Genomic DNA, 15,599 nt, shown 5'->3' with positions numbered 1-15,599 from the left:
TAAACCCACGGCACGGCCTTTCTTCCGTGACCGCCTGTCTAGTTTCTAAGGAAATCAACATGTCCGTAGCTGAAGTTACCAAGAAGTCCGACGTCGTCGCGCAATTCGCACGCGCTGCTAACGACACCGGCTCCCCTGAAGTTCAGGTCGCGCTGCTCACGACCCGTATCAACGAACTCACCGTTCACTTCAAGGCCCATTCGAAGGATCACCATAGCCGCCGCGGTCTGCTGCGCATGGTGAGCCGCCGTCGCAAGCTGCTCGACTACCTGAAGGGCAAGGACGCTGATCGTTACCGCACGCTGATCGAGAAGCTGGGTCTGCGTAAGTAATCGGATGGTCTTTCAGCAAGATGCCTGTGTCAGTTCCGCTGATGCAGGCATTTTGTTTTTCAACGGTGCGCTTTAACTGAGGTGCATCGACAGGTTGTCCGCCATAGTTCGTCTCACAGATTCGCCGTCGCAGTTGTTGCGGTTCATGGCAGCACGGGACGAAACATCCGGCGGCACAACCAGAAACACGGCCGGGCTGCGGGGCAGAGCTTTGTGTCATTCCAGCGGTTCGCGTGTCGCGCGGTTCTCTGGAATGGCATAACACTCCTCTTCCCGCGTGGCTCCGGTCATGGCGTTGCCGCGCCGCTGCTAGTCCGCGCGGCATAACGAAGCGTAAAGGAGTGACTAATGTTCAATAAGATCGTCAAAGAGTTCAAGTGGGGACAACATAACGTTCGCCTGGAAACCGGTGAGATCGCCCGTCAGGCAAGCGGTGCCGTCCTCGTGGACATCGAAGATACGGTGGTGCTCGCCACGGTCGTCGGTGCCAAGACGGCGAAGCCGGGTCAGGATTTCTTCCCGCTGACCGTCGACTACCTCGAGAAAACCTATTCCGCAGGCAAGATCCCTGGTGGTTTCTTCCGCCGCGAAGGCCGTCCGTCGGAAGGCGAAACGCTGATCTCGCGCCTGATCGACCGTCCGCTGCGTCCGCTGTTCCCGGAAGGCTTCTACAACGAAGTCCAGGTCGTGATCCACGTGATGTCGATCAACCCGGACGTGCCGGCCGACATCCCCGCGCTGATCGGTGCATCGGCTGCACTGGCTATCTCCGGCCTGCCGTTCAACGGCCCGGTGGGCGCTGCACGCGTCGCCTACATCAACAACGAATACGTACTGAACCCGACGCGTTCGCAGATCAAGGAATCGAGCCTTGACCTCGTGGTTGCCGGTACGGAACGCGCGGTGCTGATGGTTGAATCGGAAGCACAGCAACTGTCGGAAGAAGTGATGCTCGGCGCCGTGGTGTTCGGCCACGACCAGATGCAGATCGCGATCGACGCGATCCACGAACTCGTGCGCGAAGGCGGCAAGCCCGAATGGGACTGGAAGCCGGCGCCGAAGAACGAAGCGCTGATCTCGCGCGTGACCGAAGTGGCCGAGGCCAATCTGCTCGCCGCCTATCAGGTCCGCGACAAGCAGGCCCGTTCGGCAAAGCTGAAGGAAATCTACGCCGCTACGTCGGCCACGCTCGAAGCAGACGCTGCTGCGGGCGGTACCGTCGCTGCCGACAAGGCAACCGTCGGCAACGTGCTGTTCGACATCGAAGCGAAGATCGTCCGTTCGCAGATCCTGAACGGCGAGCCGCGTATCGACGGCCGCGACACGCGTACCGTGCGCCCGATCGAAATCCGTACCGGCGTGCTGCCGCGTACCCACGGTTCGGCACTGTTCACGCGCGGCGAAACGCAGGCGCTCGTCGTCGCGACGCTCGGCACGAAGGGTGACGAACAGATCATCGATGCACTCGAAGGCGAATACCGCGAGCGCTTCATGCTTCACTACAACATGCCTCCGTTCGCGACCGGCGAAACGGGTCGCGTCGGTTCGCCGAAGCGCCGTGAAATCGGTCACGGCCGTCTCGCGAAGCGCGCGCTCGTCGCGTGTCTGCCGAGCGCCGAAGAATTCGGCTACTCGATCCGCGTCGTGTCGGAAATCACGGAATCGAACGGTTCGTCGTCGATGGCTTCGGTGTGCGGCGGCTGCCTCGCACTGATGGACGCCGGTGTGCCGATGAAGGCACACGTTGCGGGTATCGCGATGGGCCTGATTCTCGAAGGCAACAAGTTCGCGGTGCTGACCGACATCCTCGGCGACGAAGATCACCTCGGCGACATGGACTTCAAGGTAGCGGGCACGGAACAAGGCGTGACCGCACTGCAGATGGACATCAAGATCCAGGGCATCACGAAGGAAATCATGCAGGTCGCGCTCGCGCAAGCGAAGGAAGGCCGTCTGCATATTCTCGGCAAGATGACCTCGGCTGTGTCGGGTGCGAACACCGAACTGTCCGACTACGCGCCGCGCATGATCACAATCAAGATCAATCCGGAAAAGATCCGCGACGTGATCGGCAAGGGTGGCTCGGTGATCCGCGCGCTGACCGAAGAAACCGGCACGACGATCGATATCTCCGACGACGGCATCGTCACCATCGCGAGCACGAGCAGCGAAGGGATGGCCGAAGCGAAGAAGCGCATCGAGAACATCACGATGGAAGTCGAAGTGGGCCAGGTGTACGAAGGTGCGGTCCTCAAGCTGCTCGACTTCGGCGCGATCGTCAACATCCTGCCGGGCAAGGACGGTCTGCTGCATATTTCCGAAATCGCCAACGAGCGCATCAAGGACATCAACGACTACCTGAAGGAAGGCCAGCAAGTGAAGGTCAAGGTCATCCAGACGGACGAGAAGGGTCGTGTGCGTCTGTCGGCCAAGGCTTTGCTGAACGAAGCGCCGTCGGGTGCGCCGCAGGGCGAGTCGACGCCGCAGCAATAACGCGGTATTGAAGCAACGGCCGGCAGCGTGAATGCGCGCCGGCCGTTTTTCATGCAGGGCGGATTGCAGTGCGAACCGGGTGCGCGACATCGCAGTGCGCGTTTCTGACACGGTTAGCAGCGCAATCCAGACCTTGGGAGTAGCGACAGATGAAAGCGATCGAGATCACCGAATTCGGTGCGCCGGAAGTCTTGAAGCTCGCTGAACGGCCGATGCCGGAGCCGAAGGCGGGTGAAGTGCTGATCAAGGTAGCGGCGTCGGGCATCAACCGGCCCGACGTATTTCAACGCAAGGGCGCCTATGCGCCGCCGCCGGGTGCGTCGGATCTGCCGGGGCTCGAGGTGGCGGGTGAGATCGTTGGTGGGACGCTCGACGCGAAGCACAACCCGTTCGGTCTGAAGCTCGGCGATCGCGTGTGTGCGCTACTCGCGGGCGGGGGTTACGCAGAATATGCAGTGGCGCCGCTTGCCCAGTGTCTGCCGGTACCGCAAGGACTGTCGGACGTCGAGGCAGCGTCGTTGCCGGAGACGTTCTTCACGGTATGGAGCAACGTGTTCGACCGTGCGCAGCTCGGCAACGGCGAGGGCGGTGCGAACGAAACATTCCTGGTGCAGGGCGGTTCGAGCGGCATCGGCGTGACGGCAATCCAGATCGCGCACGCACTCGGATTTCGCGTACTCGCGACGGCGGGCTCGGACGACAAATGTCGTGCGTGCGAAGCGCTAGGCGCGGAACGCGCGATCAACTACAAGACCGAAGATTTCGTCGAAGTCGTGAAGTCGCTGACCAACGACCGCGGTGTCGATGTGATTCTCGATATGGTGGCCGGCAGCTACGTCCCGCGCGAACTCTCGGCGCTTGCGGACGGGGGCCGGCTGGTGGTGATCGCGCTGCTCGGTGGTGCGAAGGCGGAAATCAACCTGAGCGATGTGCTGCGGCGCCGTCTGACGATTACCGGCTCGACGTTGCGTCCGCGGCCGGTCGAATTCAAGGCGAAGATCGCAGCGCGGTTGAAAGAGCATGTGTGGCCGCATCTGGAGAGCGGTCGCATCAAGCCGATCGTGTATCAGGTGTTTCCGGCCGCGCAGGCCGCGGACGCTCACACGCTGATGGAAAGCAGCACGCACGTGGGCAAGATCGTGCTGGACTGGCGCGCCGAGTAATAAGGTGCGGATACACGATGCGCGCGGTTTGACCCGATCAGGCCGAGCACAGTAAAATTGCGCGTTTTGCGCGCCCGCTGTCACCGACCAAACGAGACGATGTCGAAACAACGAACCAAACTGGTAGTCGGTAACTGGAAAATGCATGGCCGGCTGGCCGGCAACACGGTGTTGCTCGACGCAGTCGCGCAAGGTGTTCGCGGTCTGCAGGGCGCGGTGAGGGTTGGCGTGTGTGTGCCACATCCGTATCTCGCACAGACTCAGGCGCTGCTCGCGGGCAGCCCGGTGCAGTGGGGTTCGCAGGACGTGTCGGCGCATGCGCAGGGTGCCTATACCGGCGAAGTCGCGGCGGACATGGTCGCGGAGTTTGGTGCAACGCTGGTCATCGTCGGGCATTCGGAACGACGCGCCTATCATCACGAAAGCGCGGACGTCGTTGGGATCAAGACGGAGCGGGCGCTGGCGGCGGGTCTTACGCCGATCGTCTGTGTCGGCGAAACGCTCGAGCAGCACGAGGCCGGCGCGGCGCAGCAGGTAGTCGGCGGGCAGCTGGACGCCGTGCTCTCTAAACTGTCGCCGGCAGACGTGGCGCGGATCGTAGTCGCTTACGAGCCCGTCTGGGCGATCGGCACGGGCAAAAGCGCGACAGCGGCGCAGGCACAGGACGTTCACGCGTTCCTGCGTGCGCGTCTCGCACAGAAAGGCGCGGCGGCCGGCGCCGTGACGCTGCTGTATGGCGGCAGCGTGAAGCCGGAAAATGCAGAAGAATTGTTTGGCCAGCAGGATATCGATGGCGGCCTGATTGGCGGCGCATCGTTGAAGGCACAGGATTTCCTCGCAATCTGCAGTGCGGCGGCCGCGGCGCTTTGAGCGGGCGACGGGCAGGGCGAGGTGACTCATGACGGCGCGCGCACAGTGCGTCGCCCGATTAAATAAAGACTCAGGTGGGTGTGATGCTGTATTTGAAAACGTTGATTATCGTGGTTCAGTTGCTGTCGGCGCTGGGGGTCATCGGCCTCGTTTTGCTGCAGCACGGCAAGGGTGCCGACATGGGTGCGGCATTCGGTAGCGGCGCCTCGGGCAGTCTGTTCGGTGCGACCGGTTCGGCCAACTTTCTGTCGCGCACAACGGCGGTGCTAGCCGCTGTTTTCTTCGTGACGACACTGGCGCTCACGTACCTTGGCGCCTACAAATCGCGGCCTTCCGCAGGCGTACTGGGCGAAGCCGTGACGGCTCCGGTGGCCGCTTCTGCAGCGTCTGTGCCGGCTGGTGTTTCGACGGCTGCTGCACCTGCTGCTGCATCGAAGCCGGGCCAGGACGTACCGAAATAAAATTTTCGAACGACGCGCTTTTGTGCGTTGAACAAACGGTTTAAACCAGTTACAATTCAAGTCTTGCAGCGATTCGCGGGTTTTATACGCAGTTTTCCCGGATTGCAGACAGTGCCGACGTGGTGAAATTGGTAGACACGCTATCTTGAGGGGGTAGTGGCGAAAGCTGTGCGAGTTCGAGTCTCGCCGTCGGCACCAATGTTATTCTTAATGCCAGCCGCTTGCTTCGCTACGGCTGGCATTTTTACTTCCGCTTCACTGTTTACCGTGAGCTAACAGTATCAAGCAGGCCGAAGTAATTTCGCGCCGGGTTGTTCGGCTCCTGGCGGCACACAGAACCAACCGATTGAGGATAGTCTTGAACCTCGCAGCCTATTTCCCCGTTTTGTTGTTCCTCCTCGTGGGCACCGGTTTAGGCGTAGCACTGGTCGGCATTGGCAAGATCCTTGGTCCCAACAGGCCCGACACCGCGAAGAACGCACCGTACGAGTGCGGCTTCGAGGCATTCGAGGACGCACGCATGAAGTTCGACGTGCGCTACTACCTCGTGGCCATTCTCTTCATCATTTTCGATCTGGAAACGGCATTCCTGTTCCCGTGGGGCGTAGCCCTGCGCGACATCGGCTGGCCGGGCTTCATGGCTATGATGATTTTCCTGCTCGAATTCCTGCTGGGCTTCGCCTATATCTGGAAGAAGGGCGGTCTCGATTGGGAATGACGGGTTAAATGCCGGTTTGCATGGGCGGCCATGGCTAGCCGCCCGTCTGGAGTGGAAAGCAAATGAGTATCGAAGGGGTCTTGAAGGAAGGGTTTGTCACCACCACGGCTGACAAACTGATCAACTGGACGCGCACCGGCTCGCTGTGGCCGATGACGTTCGGTCTCGCGTGTTGCGCGGTCGAGATGATGCATGCGGGCGCTGCCCGCTACGACCTCGACCGTTTCGGCGTCGTGTTTCGTCCAAGTCCGCGGCAGTCGGACGTGATGATCGTCGCGGGCACGCTGTGCAACAAGATGGCGCCGGCTCTGCGCAAGGTCTACGACCAGATGGCCGAGCCGCGCTGGGTCATCTCGATGGGGTCGTGCGCGAATGGCGGCGGCTACTACCATTACTCGTACTCGGTGGTGCGCGGCTGCGACCGTATCGTACCGGTCGACGTCTACGTGCCGGGCTGTCCGCCCACGGCGGAGGCGCTGGTCTACGGTGTGATCCAGCTGCAGGCGAAGATCCGCCGCACCAACACCATCGCCCGACAATAAGGCCAGAGCCCCCCACAATATGGCAAGCAAACTCGAGACCCTGAAAGCGAACCTCGAGGCGGCGTTTGGCGGCCGTCTGGTGAGCGTCACCGAAGCAATCGGCGAGCTGACGATCGTCGTCAAGGCAAGCGAATACCTCGATGTGGTGAAGCGTCTGCGCGACGATCCCACGCTTCGCTTCGAGCAGTTGATGGACCTGTGCGGCGTCGACTATCAGACCTACGGCGACGGTGCCTACGAAGGCCCGCGCTTTGCAGCCGTGCTGCATCTGCTGTCGGTGGCGAACAACTGGCGTCTGCGCGTGCGCGTGTTCGCACCGGACGACGAGGTACCCATCCTGGCTTCGGTCGTCGACATCTGGAGTTCGGCCAACTGGTACGAGCGCGAAGCGTTCGACCTCTTCGGCATCGTCTTCGAAGGCCATCCTGACCTGCGCCGCATCCTGACCGACTACGGTTTCATCGGTCACCCGTTCCGCAAGGATTTCCCTGTTTCCGGCTACGTCGAAATGCGTTACGACCCGGAAGAGAAGCGCGTCGTCTATCAGCCGGTGACGATCGAGCCGCGGGAAATCACGCCGCGCGTGATCCGTGAGGATCACTATGGCGGTCTGAAACACTAAGAGAACGCCATGGCAGAGATCAAGAACTACACGCTCAACTTCGGCCCTCAGCATCCGGCAGCGCACGGTGTGCTGCGCCTCGTGCTCGAACTCGACGGCGAAGTGATCCAGCGCGCCGATCCGCACATCGGCCTGTTGCACCGTGCGACCGAAAAGCTCGCGGAAAGCAAAACCTTCATCCAGTCCGTGCCGTATATGGACCGTCTCGACTACGTGTCGATGATGGTCAACGAACACGGCTACGTGATGGCGATCGAAAAGCTGCTCGGTATCGACGTGCCGATCCGCGCCCAGTACATCCGCGTGATGTTCGACGAAGTAACGCGCGTACTGAACCACCTGATGTGGATCGGCGCCCACGCGCTCGACGTCGGCGCGATGGCGGTGTTCCTCTACGCATTCCGCGAACGCGAAGACCTGATGGACGTGTACGAAGCGGTGTCCGGTGCCCGGATGCACGCGGCCTACTATCGTCCGGGCGGTGTCTATCGCGATCTGCCTGACGCAATGCCGCAATACAAGGCGTCGAAGATTCGCAATGCGAAGGCGCTGGCGCGGATGAACGAAACGCGCCAGGGTTCGTTGCTCGACTTCATCGAAGACTTCTTCAACCGTTTCCCGACCTGCGTCGACGAGTACGAAACGCTCCTCACCGACAACCGGATCTGGAAGCAGCGGCTCGTCGGTATCGGTGTGGTGAGCCCGGAACGTGCGCTGCAACTCGGCATGACGGGTGCGATGTTGCGTGGCTCGGGCATCGAGTGGGATCTGCGCAAGAAGCAGCCGTACGAGGTTTACGACAAGCTCGACTTCGATATCCCGGTTGGCGTGAACGGTGACTGCTACGACCGCTATCTGGTGCGCGTCGAAGAAATGCGCCAGTCCACGCGGATCGTGAAACAGTGTATTGAGTGGCTGCGGAAGAATCCCGGCCCTGTGATGATCGACAATCACAAAGTTGCGCCGCCGTCGCGAGTGGGCATGAAGTCGAACATGGAAGATCTGATTCACCACTTCAAGCTGTTCACCGAAGGTTTCCACGTACCGGAAGGCGAAGCGTACGCGGCGGTCGAACACCCGAAGGGCGAGTTTGGTATCTACCTGATTTCGGATGGCGCGAACAAGCCGTATCGTCTGAAAATCCGCGCACCGGGTTACGCACATTTGTCGGCACTCGACGAAATGGCGCGCGGCCACATGATCGCCGACGCCGTGACGATCATCGGTACGCAGGACATCGTGTTTGGCGAAGTAGATCGCTAGCTGGATCGTTAGGCGATCATCATCAAGGCGCGTGCCGCCGTAGCTTCAAGGCGCGCGTTCAGCAAAGGAACGCCGGGTCTGTCGCAACACGTGGTGCGCGGCAGGTTTTCGTTCGGTAGGAATTGAAAGAGTCGTGTCTGAAAATGATCTCAGCTGAAGGCCTGAAAGAAATCGATCGTGCGCTGACGAAGTATCCCGCCGATCAGAAACAGTCCGCCGTGATGTCGGCGCTCGCCGTCGCTCAGGAAGAGCACGGCTGGCTGTCGCCCGAACTGATGCAGTTCGTCGCGGACTATCTCGGCATGCCGGCGGTCGCCGTGCAGGAGGTCGCGACCTTCTACACGATGTACGAGACCTCGCCGGTCGGTCGTTACAAGATCACGCTCTGCACCAACCTGCCGTGCCAGCTCGGCCCGGACGGCGGCTCCGAAAACGCCGCCAGCTATCTGAAACAGAAGCTCGGCATCGACTTCGGCGAAACCACCGCCGACGGCAAGTTCACGCTGAAAGAAGGCGAGTGCATGGGTTCGTGCGGCGACGCACCGGTGATGCTGGTGAACAACCATCGCATGTGCAGCTTCATGAGCCGCGCGAAGATCGACCAGTTGCTCGAGGAACTTTCGAAATGACGTCTTTACACGATCGTCACATCAAACCGCTGATTCTCGCCAACCTGACCGGCGACAACTGGCATCTCGAAGACTACGTCGCGCGCGGTGGCTACAAGCAGCTGCGCCGTATCCTCGAAGAAAAAATTCCGCCCGAGCAGGTGATCGCCGACGTCAAGGCATCGGGTCTGCGTGGCCGTGGCGGTGCGGGCTTCCCGACCGGCCTGAAGTGGAGCTTCATGCCGCGCCAGTTCCCGGGGCAGAAGTATCTCGTCTGCAATTCGGACGAAGGCGAACCGGGTACGTTCAAGGACCGCGACATCCTGCGCTGGAATCCGCATTCGCTGATCGAAGGTATGGCGATTGGTGCGTACGCGATGGGTATCACGGTCGGCTACAACTATATCCACGGCGAAATCTGGGAAACCTACAAGCGCTTTGAAGAAGCGCTCGACGAAGCGCGCCGCGCGGGTTTTCTCGGCGACAACATCATGGGTTCGGGCTTCAAGTTCGAACTGCATGCGCATCACGGTTACGGCGCCTATATCTGCGGCGAAGAAACCGCGCTGCTCGAATCGCTCGAAGGCAAGAAGGGCCAGCCGCGCTTCAAGCCGCCGTTCCCGGCGAGCTTCGGCGTGTATGGCAAGCCGACCACGATCAACAACACCGAGACTTTCGCTGCTGTGCCGTTCCTGCTCGAGATCGGCCCGCAGGCGTATCTCGAACTCGGCAAGCCGAATAACGGCGGCACGAAGATCTTCTCGATCTCCGGCGACATCGAGCGGCCGGGCAACTACGAAGTGCCGCTTGGCACGCCGTTCGCCACGCTGATGGAACTCGCTGGCGGCATGCGCGGTGGTCGCAAGATCAAGGCAGTGATTCCTGGCGGCTCGTCGGCACCGGTCATCCCGGGCGACCTGATGATGCAGACCGACCTCGATTACGACGCCATCGCGAAGGCCGGCTCGATGCTCGGCTCCGGCGCGGTGATCGTGATGGACGAGACGCGCTGCATGGTGCGCTCGCTGCTGCGTCTGTCCTACTTCTATTACGAAGAATCGTGCGGTCAGTGCACGCCGTGCCGCGAAGGCACGGGCTGGCTGTATCGCGTCGTGCATCGCATCGAGCACGGCTTGGGTCGCAAGGAAGATCTCGACCTGCTGAACTCGGTGGCCGAAAACATCATGGGCCGCACCATCTGCGCGCTCGGCGATGCGGCGGCGATGCCGGTGCGCGGCATGCTGAAGCACTACTGGGACGAATTCGAATATCACGTTGCCAACAAGCGTTGCCTCGTCGGCGGTCACGCCGGGGCAGCAGCGGCACCGGAAACGGTCGCTGCTTGAGCGGCATCACGGCAACCGCGCGCGGGCCGGTATCAGGCTGGTCAGCGAGCGAACGATTGAGCGGTATCAGGTTAAGGAAGATTGACCATCATGGTTGAACTTGAAATAGACGGCAAGAAGGTCGAGGTGGCCGAAGGCAGCATGGTGATCCAGGCTGCGCATAAGGTCGACACCTACATTCCTCACTTCTGCTATCACAAGAAGCTGTCGATTGCGGCCAACTGCCGTATGTGCCTCGTCGAAGTCGAGAAGATGCCGAAGGCCGTGCCCGCATGTGCCACGCCGGTGTCGGCGGGCATGATCGTGCGCACGAAGTCCGACAAGGCCGTGAAGGCCCAGCAGTCCGTGATGGAATTTCTGCTGATCAACCACCCGCTCGACTGCCCGATCTGCGATCAGGGCGGCGAATGTCAGCTGCAGGATCTGGCGGTCGGTTACGGCAAGTCGTCGTCGCGCTACAGCGAAGAGAAGCGCGTCGTGTTCCACAAGAACGTCGGCCCGCTGATCTCGATGGAAGAGATGACGCGCTGCATCCACTGCACGCGCTGCGTGCGCTTCGGCCAGGAAGTGGCCGGTGTGATGGAACTCGGTATGCTGGGTCGCGGCGAGCATTCGGAAATCACGTCGTTCGTCGGCAAGACGGTCGACTCCGAACTGTCGGGCAACATGATCGACCTGTGCCCGGTCGGTGCGCTCACGAGCAAGCCGTTCCGCTACAGCGCCCGTACGTGGGAACTGTCGCGTCGCAAGTCGGTGAGCCCGCATGATTCCGTCGGTGCGAACCTCGTCGTCCAGGTCAAGAACAACCGCGTGATGCGCGTGCTGCCATTCGAGAACGAAGCGATCAACGAATGCTGGATCTCGGACAAGGACCGCTTCTCGTACGAAGGGCTAAACAGCCCCGAGCGCCTGACGCAACCGATGTTGAAGCAGGGCGGCAAGTGGGTCGAAACCGACTGGCAGACGGCGCTTGAATACGTCGCGAAGGGATTGAACGGCATCAAGGGCGACCACGGCGCGAATGCGCTCGCCGCGCTCGCCAGCCCGCACAGCACCGTCGAAGAACTGTTCCTGCTGAAGCAACTCGCGCAGGCAGTCGGTACCCCGAACATCGATTTCCGTCTGCGTCAGTCGGACTTCTCGGCAGCCGCTACCGGCACGCCGTGGCTCGGCACGAAGATCGCCGAACTGTCGAACGTCGATGCGGTACTCGTGATCGGCTCGTTCCTGCGCCGCGATCATCCGCTGCTGGCCGCGCGTCTGCGCCAGGCGGCGAAGTCGGGCGCGAAGCTGACGTTCTTGCAGGCCACGAAAGACGACGCGCTGATTCCGCAAGCGCAGCGTATCGCTGCAGCGCCGTCGGCATGGCTCAACGAACTCGCGGGCATCGCTGCCGCAGTGTCGGAAGCGCGCAGCGTCGCGCTGCCCGAAGCGTTTGCCGGCGTGCAGGCAAGCGCGGCTGCGAAGCAGGTGGCTGCGTCGCTGGCTAGCGCTAGCGGTGAGCATCGCTTCGTGCTGCTCGGCAACAGTGCAGTCCAGCATCCGGAATTCGCCCGTATCCACGCCGCTGCGCAGTGGATTGCGGAACAGACCGGCGCCACGCTCGGCTTCCTGCCGGAAGCAGCGAACACGGTCGGTGCGCATCTGGTCAACGCATTGCCGGGCGCAGGCGGCCTGAACGCACGTGAAGCGTTCGAGCAACCGCGCAAGGGCTATCTGCTGCTGAACCTCGAACCCGAATTCGATACGGCGAACCCGGCTCAAGCGCTCGCAGCGCTGAACCAGGCTGAAATGGTCGTCGTGATGTCGCCGTTCCAGACGGGCGCCGACTATGCCGACGTACTGCTGCCGGTTGCACCGTTCACGGAAACCTCCGGCACCTTCGTCAACGCGGAAGGCTCGGTACAGACCTTCAACGGCGTCGTGCGCCCGCTCGGCGAAACGCGTCCGGCGTGGAAGGTGCTGCGCGTACTGGGCAATCTGCTCGGCGCGTCGGGCTTTGACTTCGATACCGCGGAAGAAGTACGCGCAGCGGCACTCGACGGCGACTTCACGGCGCGTCTGTCGAACCGCACGGACGCTGCGCTCACACGCGGCACGGCAGCGGCGGTTTCAGCGACAAACGGCGCGTTCGAGCGCATCGCCGACGTACCGATCTATCACGCGGATGCACTCGTGCGTCGCGCCGAGTCGCTGCATCTGACCGCCGCGGCACGCGCCGCGAACACGGTCGGTCTGCCGGCGGCACTGTTCGACAAGCTGGGTTTGAAGGATGGCGACGCAGTGCGCGTTCGCCAGGGTGAGCGCTCGGTGCAGTTGCCGGCCGTGCGCGATGCGAATCTTGCGGAGACGGTCGTCCGCGTATCGGCGGCTACGCCTGCCGGTGCAGCGCTGGGCAGCCTGTTCGGTGAACTGGTGGTGGAGAAGGCGTAAATGAGCTTGTTCGATACGATCAACTCGGGCGGCACCCAGCTTCTCGGCGTGGCATGGCCCACGGTGTGGGCGCTGGTCCGCATCCTCGTGGTGTCCGTCGTGATCCTGCTGTGCGTGGCGTACCTGATTCTCTGGGAGCGCAAGCTGATCGGCTGGATGCACGTGCGGCTCGGCCCGAATCGCGTAGGCCCCGCCGGCTTGCTGCAACCTATCGCCGACGTGCTGAAGCTGCTGCTGAAAGAAGTCATTCAGCCGACCCAGGCAAGCCGCTGGATCTACCTGATCGCGCCGATCATGGTGGTGGTGCCGGCGTTCGCGGTGTGGGCGGTGATTCCGTTCCAGGCGGGCGCGGTGCTCGGCAACATCAACGCCGGTCTGCTGTACGCGATGGCGATTTCGTCGGTCGGTGTGTACGGCGTGATTCTCGCCGGCTGGGCGTCGAACTCGAAGTACGCGTTCCTCGGCGCGATGCGCGCGGCGGCCCAGATGGTGTCGTACGAAATCTCGATGGGCTTCGCGCTCGTCGTCGTGCTGATGACCGCCGGTACGCTGAACCTGTCGGACATCGTCGGTTCGCAGGAACGCGGCTTCTTCGCGGCGCACGGTGTGAACTTCCTGTCGTGGAACTGGCTGCCGCTGCTGCCGATGTTCGTCGTCTATTTCGTGTCAGGCATTGCCGAAACGAACCGCCACCCGTTCGACGTGGTGGAAGGGGAGTCGGAAATCGTCGCCGGTCACATGATCGATTACTCGGGGATGGCGTTCGCGCTGTTCTTCCTCGCCGAGTACATCAACATGATCGTGATCTCGGCGCTCGCTGCGACGCTGTTCCTCGGTGGCTGGAGCGCGCCGTTCGGGTTCCTGTCCTTCGTTCCGGGCATCGTCTGGCTCGTCGCGAAGATTTTCTTCCTGCTGTCGGTGTTCATCTGGGTACGTGCAACGTTCCCGCGCTATCGCTATGACCAGATCATGCGTCTCGGCTGGAAGATTTTCATTCCGGTGTGCGTGGTGTGGCTGGTGGTGGTCGGCTTCTGGATCATGTCGCCGTGGAACATCTGGAAATAATGGACGGATCCCGCAATGACTAACGCAATCCAGAACTTCTTCAAGACATTCTTCCTGACCGAGCTGTTGCAGGGTCTTGCACTGACCGGACGTTACACGTTCAAGCGCAAGGTGACCGTGCAGTTCCCGGAAGAGAAAACGCCGATTTCGCCGCGTTTTCGCGGCCTGCATGCACTGCGCCGCTATGAGAACGGCGAAGAGCGCTGCATCGCCTGCAAGCTGTGCGAAGCGGTGTGCCCGGCACTCGCCATCACGATCGAATCGGAAACGCGCGCGGACAACACGCGCCGGACGACGCGCTACGACATCGATCTGACCAAATGCATTTTCTGTGGTTTCTGCGAAGAAAGCTGCCCCGTCGATTCGATCGTCGAGACGCACATTCTCGAATATCACGGCGAAAAGCGCGGCGATCTGTATTTCACGAAGGACATGCTGCTGGCCGTTGGCGACCGCTACGAAGCGGAAATCGCGGCGAACAAGGCAGCCGACGCACAGTACCGCTGATGCACGCTGTACCGGCCCGCAGCTGGGCCGGCGCCGCGGCCTGCCGCCGCGACACGGCGCGCCTGTGCCCGACGCTTGTGCCCAGGAGGGCGCGCGCTGGAGCACAACGCCCACGAACAACGCCTGACGATGGCCTAACGATGAACCGGTAATCATGGAATTCACGACCGTACTGTTCTACATCTTCGCGCTGCTACTGACTGTGTCAGGGCTGAAGGTGATCACTTCGCGCAACCCGGTGGCCGCAGCACTGTTCCTCGTGCTCGCGTTCTTCAACGCGGCCGCGATCTGGATGCTGCTGGAGGCGGAATTCCTCGCCATCCTGCTGGTGCTCGTCTACGTCGGCGCGGTGATGGTGCTGTTCCTGTTCGTCGTGATGATGCTGGACATCAACCTCGACGTGCTGCGACGCGACTTCAAGCGCTTCGTGCCGACGGCGACGGTGGTCGGCGCGATCATCGTGGTCGAAACCGCGCTGATCCTGCTGCACGGCTACGGCAACACGCTGACGCCGGTGCGCGATGTATCGGCGGGGGTTGCCGGTACGGCCGCCGACTGGTCGAACACACGCCTGATCGGCAAGCTGATCTACACCGACTACATCTTCGCGTTCGAAATTGCCGGTCTCGTGCTGCTCGTCGCGATCATCGCGGCCATCGCACTGACCACGCGCCACGCGAAGGACAGCAAGCGCCAGAAGATTTCCGACCAGGTCAAGGTACGCAGCCAGGACCGCGTGCGGATCGTGAAGATGGCATCCGAAAAGAGCGAGCCGGAAGCTGCACCAGCCCCGGCTGCGGATGCTGCCCCCGGCGCGGCTCCGGCCAGCAAAGCCTGAGCGCACAGGAGAAAAACATGTTGACCCTCGCCCATTACCTCGTCCTCGGTGCGATCCTGTTTGCGATCAGCATCGTCGGCATCTTTCTGAACCGCCGCAACGTGATCATCATCCTGATGGCGATCGAACTGATGCTGCTCGCGGTGAACACCAATTTCGTCGCGTTCTCGCATTACCTCGGCGACCTGCACGGCCAGATCTTCGTGTTCTTCGTGCTGACCGTCGCCGCCGCTGAAGCGGCGATCGGCCTCGCCATTCTGGTGACTCTGTTCCGCAGCCTCGACACGATCAATGTCGAGGATCTCGATCAGCTCAAAGGTTAAATTCAGGCAAAGCTG

The 15,599-nt window shown here is 61.7% G+C and carries 16 protein-coding genes and 1 tRNA gene; all 17 read left to right on the top strand.

Annotated features, from left to right (window positions below; translation table 11 throughout):
* Positions 1 to 59: 59 nt before the first annotated feature.
* The 17 genes from rpsO (at position 60) to nuoK (ending at position 15,584) form a co-directional block, all read left to right on the top strand.
* On the top strand, positions 60 to 332 hold the full coding sequence (gene rpsO, locus BWP39_RS10405; protein ID WP_091018322.1) for a 30S ribosomal protein S15: 273 nt from the start codon (positions 60 to 62) through the stop codon (positions 330 to 332).
* 348 nt (positions 333 to 680) lie between these two features.
* Positions 681 to 2,825: a polyribonucleotide nucleotidyltransferase gene (pnp, locus tag BWP39_RS10400; RefSeq protein WP_096719819.1), complete on the top strand. Its 2,145-nt coding sequence runs from the start codon at positions 681 to 683 to the stop codon at positions 2,823 to 2,825.
* A gap of 149 nt (positions 2,826 to 2,974) precedes the next feature.
* Positions 2,975 to 3,988, top strand: a complete 1,014-nt coding sequence (locus BWP39_RS10395) for an NAD(P)H-quinone oxidoreductase (RefSeq protein WP_096719817.1) — start codon at positions 2,975 to 2,977, stop codon at positions 3,986 to 3,988.
* A 99-nt stretch (positions 3,989 to 4,087) separates the two neighbouring features.
* Positions 4,088 to 4,858: a triose-phosphate isomerase gene (gene tpiA / locus BWP39_RS10390; RefSeq protein WP_096719815.1), complete on the top strand. Its 771-nt coding sequence runs from the start codon at positions 4,088 to 4,090 to the stop codon at positions 4,856 to 4,858.
* Between the two features lie 83 nt (positions 4,859 to 4,941).
* A complete protein-coding gene (secG, locus tag BWP39_RS10385; RefSeq protein WP_096719813.1) occupies positions 4,942 to 5,319 on the top strand; it encodes a preprotein translocase subunit SecG in 378 nt (125 codons plus the stop codon).
* A gap of 113 nt (positions 5,320 to 5,432) precedes the next feature.
* Positions 5,433 to 5,517 (top strand) — tRNA-Leu (locus BWP39_RS10380).
* Between the two features lie 160 nt (positions 5,518 to 5,677).
* Entirely contained in the window at positions 5,678 to 6,037 is a 360-nt protein-coding gene (locus BWP39_RS10375) for an NADH-quinone oxidoreductase subunit A (protein ID WP_091018311.1), read from the top strand.
* Between the two features lie 62 nt (positions 6,038 to 6,099).
* A complete protein-coding gene (locus BWP39_RS10370; protein ID WP_006052903.1) occupies positions 6,100 to 6,579 on the top strand; it encodes a NuoB/complex I 20 kDa subunit family protein in 480 nt (159 codons plus the stop codon).
* A 19-nt stretch (positions 6,580 to 6,598) separates the two neighbouring features.
* Positions 6,599 to 7,201 (top strand): NADH-quinone oxidoreductase subunit C, encoded by a 603-nt coding sequence (locus BWP39_RS10365; protein WP_096719811.1) that lies wholly within the window; start codon positions 6,599 to 6,601, stop codon positions 7,199 to 7,201.
* A gap of 9 nt (positions 7,202 to 7,210) precedes the next feature.
* Positions 7,211 to 8,464, top strand: a complete 1,254-nt coding sequence (locus BWP39_RS10360) for an NADH-quinone oxidoreductase subunit D (RefSeq protein WP_091018306.1) — start codon at positions 7,211 to 7,213, stop codon at positions 8,462 to 8,464.
* A gap of 143 nt (positions 8,465 to 8,607) precedes the next feature.
* Positions 8,608 to 9,093, top strand: coding sequence for an NADH-quinone oxidoreductase subunit NuoE (gene nuoE, locus BWP39_RS10355; protein ID WP_091018304.1), 486 nt, complete (start codon positions 8,608 to 8,610; stop codon positions 9,091 to 9,093).
* Entirely contained in the window at positions 9,090 to 10,418 is a 1,329-nt protein-coding gene (gene nuoF, locus BWP39_RS10350) for an NADH-quinone oxidoreductase subunit NuoF (protein WP_091018302.1), read from the top strand. The genes nuoE and nuoF overlap by 4 nt, the downstream gene beginning before the upstream one ends.
* A 90-nt stretch (positions 10,419 to 10,508) precedes the next feature.
* Complete coding sequence (gene nuoG, locus BWP39_RS10345) at positions 10,509 to 12,851, top strand: NADH-quinone oxidoreductase subunit NuoG (RefSeq protein ID WP_096719809.1); 2,343 nt, start codon at positions 10,509 to 10,511, stop codon at positions 12,849 to 12,851.
* Positions 12,852 to 13,916 (top strand): NADH-quinone oxidoreductase subunit NuoH, encoded by a 1,065-nt coding sequence (gene nuoH / locus BWP39_RS10340; RefSeq protein WP_096719807.1) that lies wholly within the window; start codon positions 12,852 to 12,854, stop codon positions 13,914 to 13,916.
* A gap of 15 nt (positions 13,917 to 13,931) precedes the next feature.
* A complete protein-coding gene (gene nuoI, locus BWP39_RS10335) occupies positions 13,932 to 14,423 on the top strand; it encodes an NADH-quinone oxidoreductase subunit NuoI (RefSeq protein WP_096719805.1) in 492 nt (163 codons plus the stop codon).
* Between the two features lie 154 nt (positions 14,424 to 14,577).
* Positions 14,578 to 15,261, top strand: coding sequence for an NADH-quinone oxidoreductase subunit J (locus tag BWP39_RS10330; protein ID WP_096719803.1), 684 nt, complete (start codon positions 14,578 to 14,580; stop codon positions 15,259 to 15,261).
* 17 nt (positions 15,262 to 15,278) lie between these two features.
* Positions 15,279 to 15,584: an NADH-quinone oxidoreductase subunit NuoK gene (gene nuoK / locus BWP39_RS10325; protein ID WP_091018293.1), complete on the top strand. Its 306-nt coding sequence runs from the start codon at positions 15,279 to 15,281 to the stop codon at positions 15,582 to 15,584.
* Positions 15,585 to 15,599: the final 15 nt, after the last annotated feature.

The organism is Paraburkholderia acidicola (assembly GCF_002362315.1).
Lineage (GTDB): Bacteria > Pseudomonadota > Gammaproteobacteria > Burkholderiales > Burkholderiaceae > Paraburkholderia > Paraburkholderia acidicola.
This window is presented reverse-complemented; position numbering and strand designations above follow the sequence as displayed.

Coding starts and splice junctions, on each gene's coding strand:
- nuoI (WP_096719805.1), top strand. CDS start 13,932: ATGACTAACGCAATCCAGAACTTCTTCAAGACATTCTTCCTGACCGAG.
- nuoF (WP_091018302.1), top strand. CDS start 9,090: ATGACGTCTTTACACGATCGTCACATCAAACCGCTGATTCTCGCCAAC.
- tpiA (WP_096719815.1), top strand. CDS start 4,088: ATGTCGAAACAACGAACCAAACTGGTAGTCGGTAACTGGAAAATGCAT.
- nuoG (WP_096719809.1), top strand. CDS start 10,509: ATGGTTGAACTTGAAATAGACGGCAAGAAGGTCGAGGTGGCCGAAGGC.
- nuoH (WP_096719807.1), top strand. CDS start 12,852: ATGAGCTTGTTCGATACGATCAACTCGGGCGGCACCCAGCTTCTCGGC.
- BWP39_RS10360 (WP_091018306.1), top strand. CDS start 7,211: ATGGCAGAGATCAAGAACTACACGCTCAACTTCGGCCCTCAGCATCCG.
- BWP39_RS10365 (WP_096719811.1), top strand. CDS start 6,599: ATGGCAAGCAAACTCGAGACCCTGAAAGCGAACCTCGAGGCGGCGTTT.
- rpsO (WP_091018322.1), top strand. CDS start 60: ATGTCCGTAGCTGAAGTTACCAAGAAGTCCGACGTCGTCGCGCAATTC.
- BWP39_RS10330 (WP_096719803.1), top strand. CDS start 14,578: ATGGAATTCACGACCGTACTGTTCTACATCTTCGCGCTGCTACTGACT.
- BWP39_RS10370 (WP_006052903.1), top strand. CDS start 6,100: ATGAGTATCGAAGGGGTCTTGAAGGAAGGGTTTGTCACCACCACGGCT.
- nuoE (WP_091018304.1), top strand. CDS start 8,608: ATGATCTCAGCTGAAGGCCTGAAAGAAATCGATCGTGCGCTGACGAAG.
- secG (WP_096719813.1), top strand. CDS start 4,942: ATGCTGTATTTGAAAACGTTGATTATCGTGGTTCAGTTGCTGTCGGCG.
- BWP39_RS10395 (WP_096719817.1), top strand. CDS start 2,975: ATGAAAGCGATCGAGATCACCGAATTCGGTGCGCCGGAAGTCTTGAAG.
- nuoK (WP_091018293.1), top strand. CDS start 15,279: ATGTTGACCCTCGCCCATTACCTCGTCCTCGGTGCGATCCTGTTTGCG.
- pnp (WP_096719819.1), top strand. CDS start 681: ATGTTCAATAAGATCGTCAAAGAGTTCAAGTGGGGACAACATAACGTT.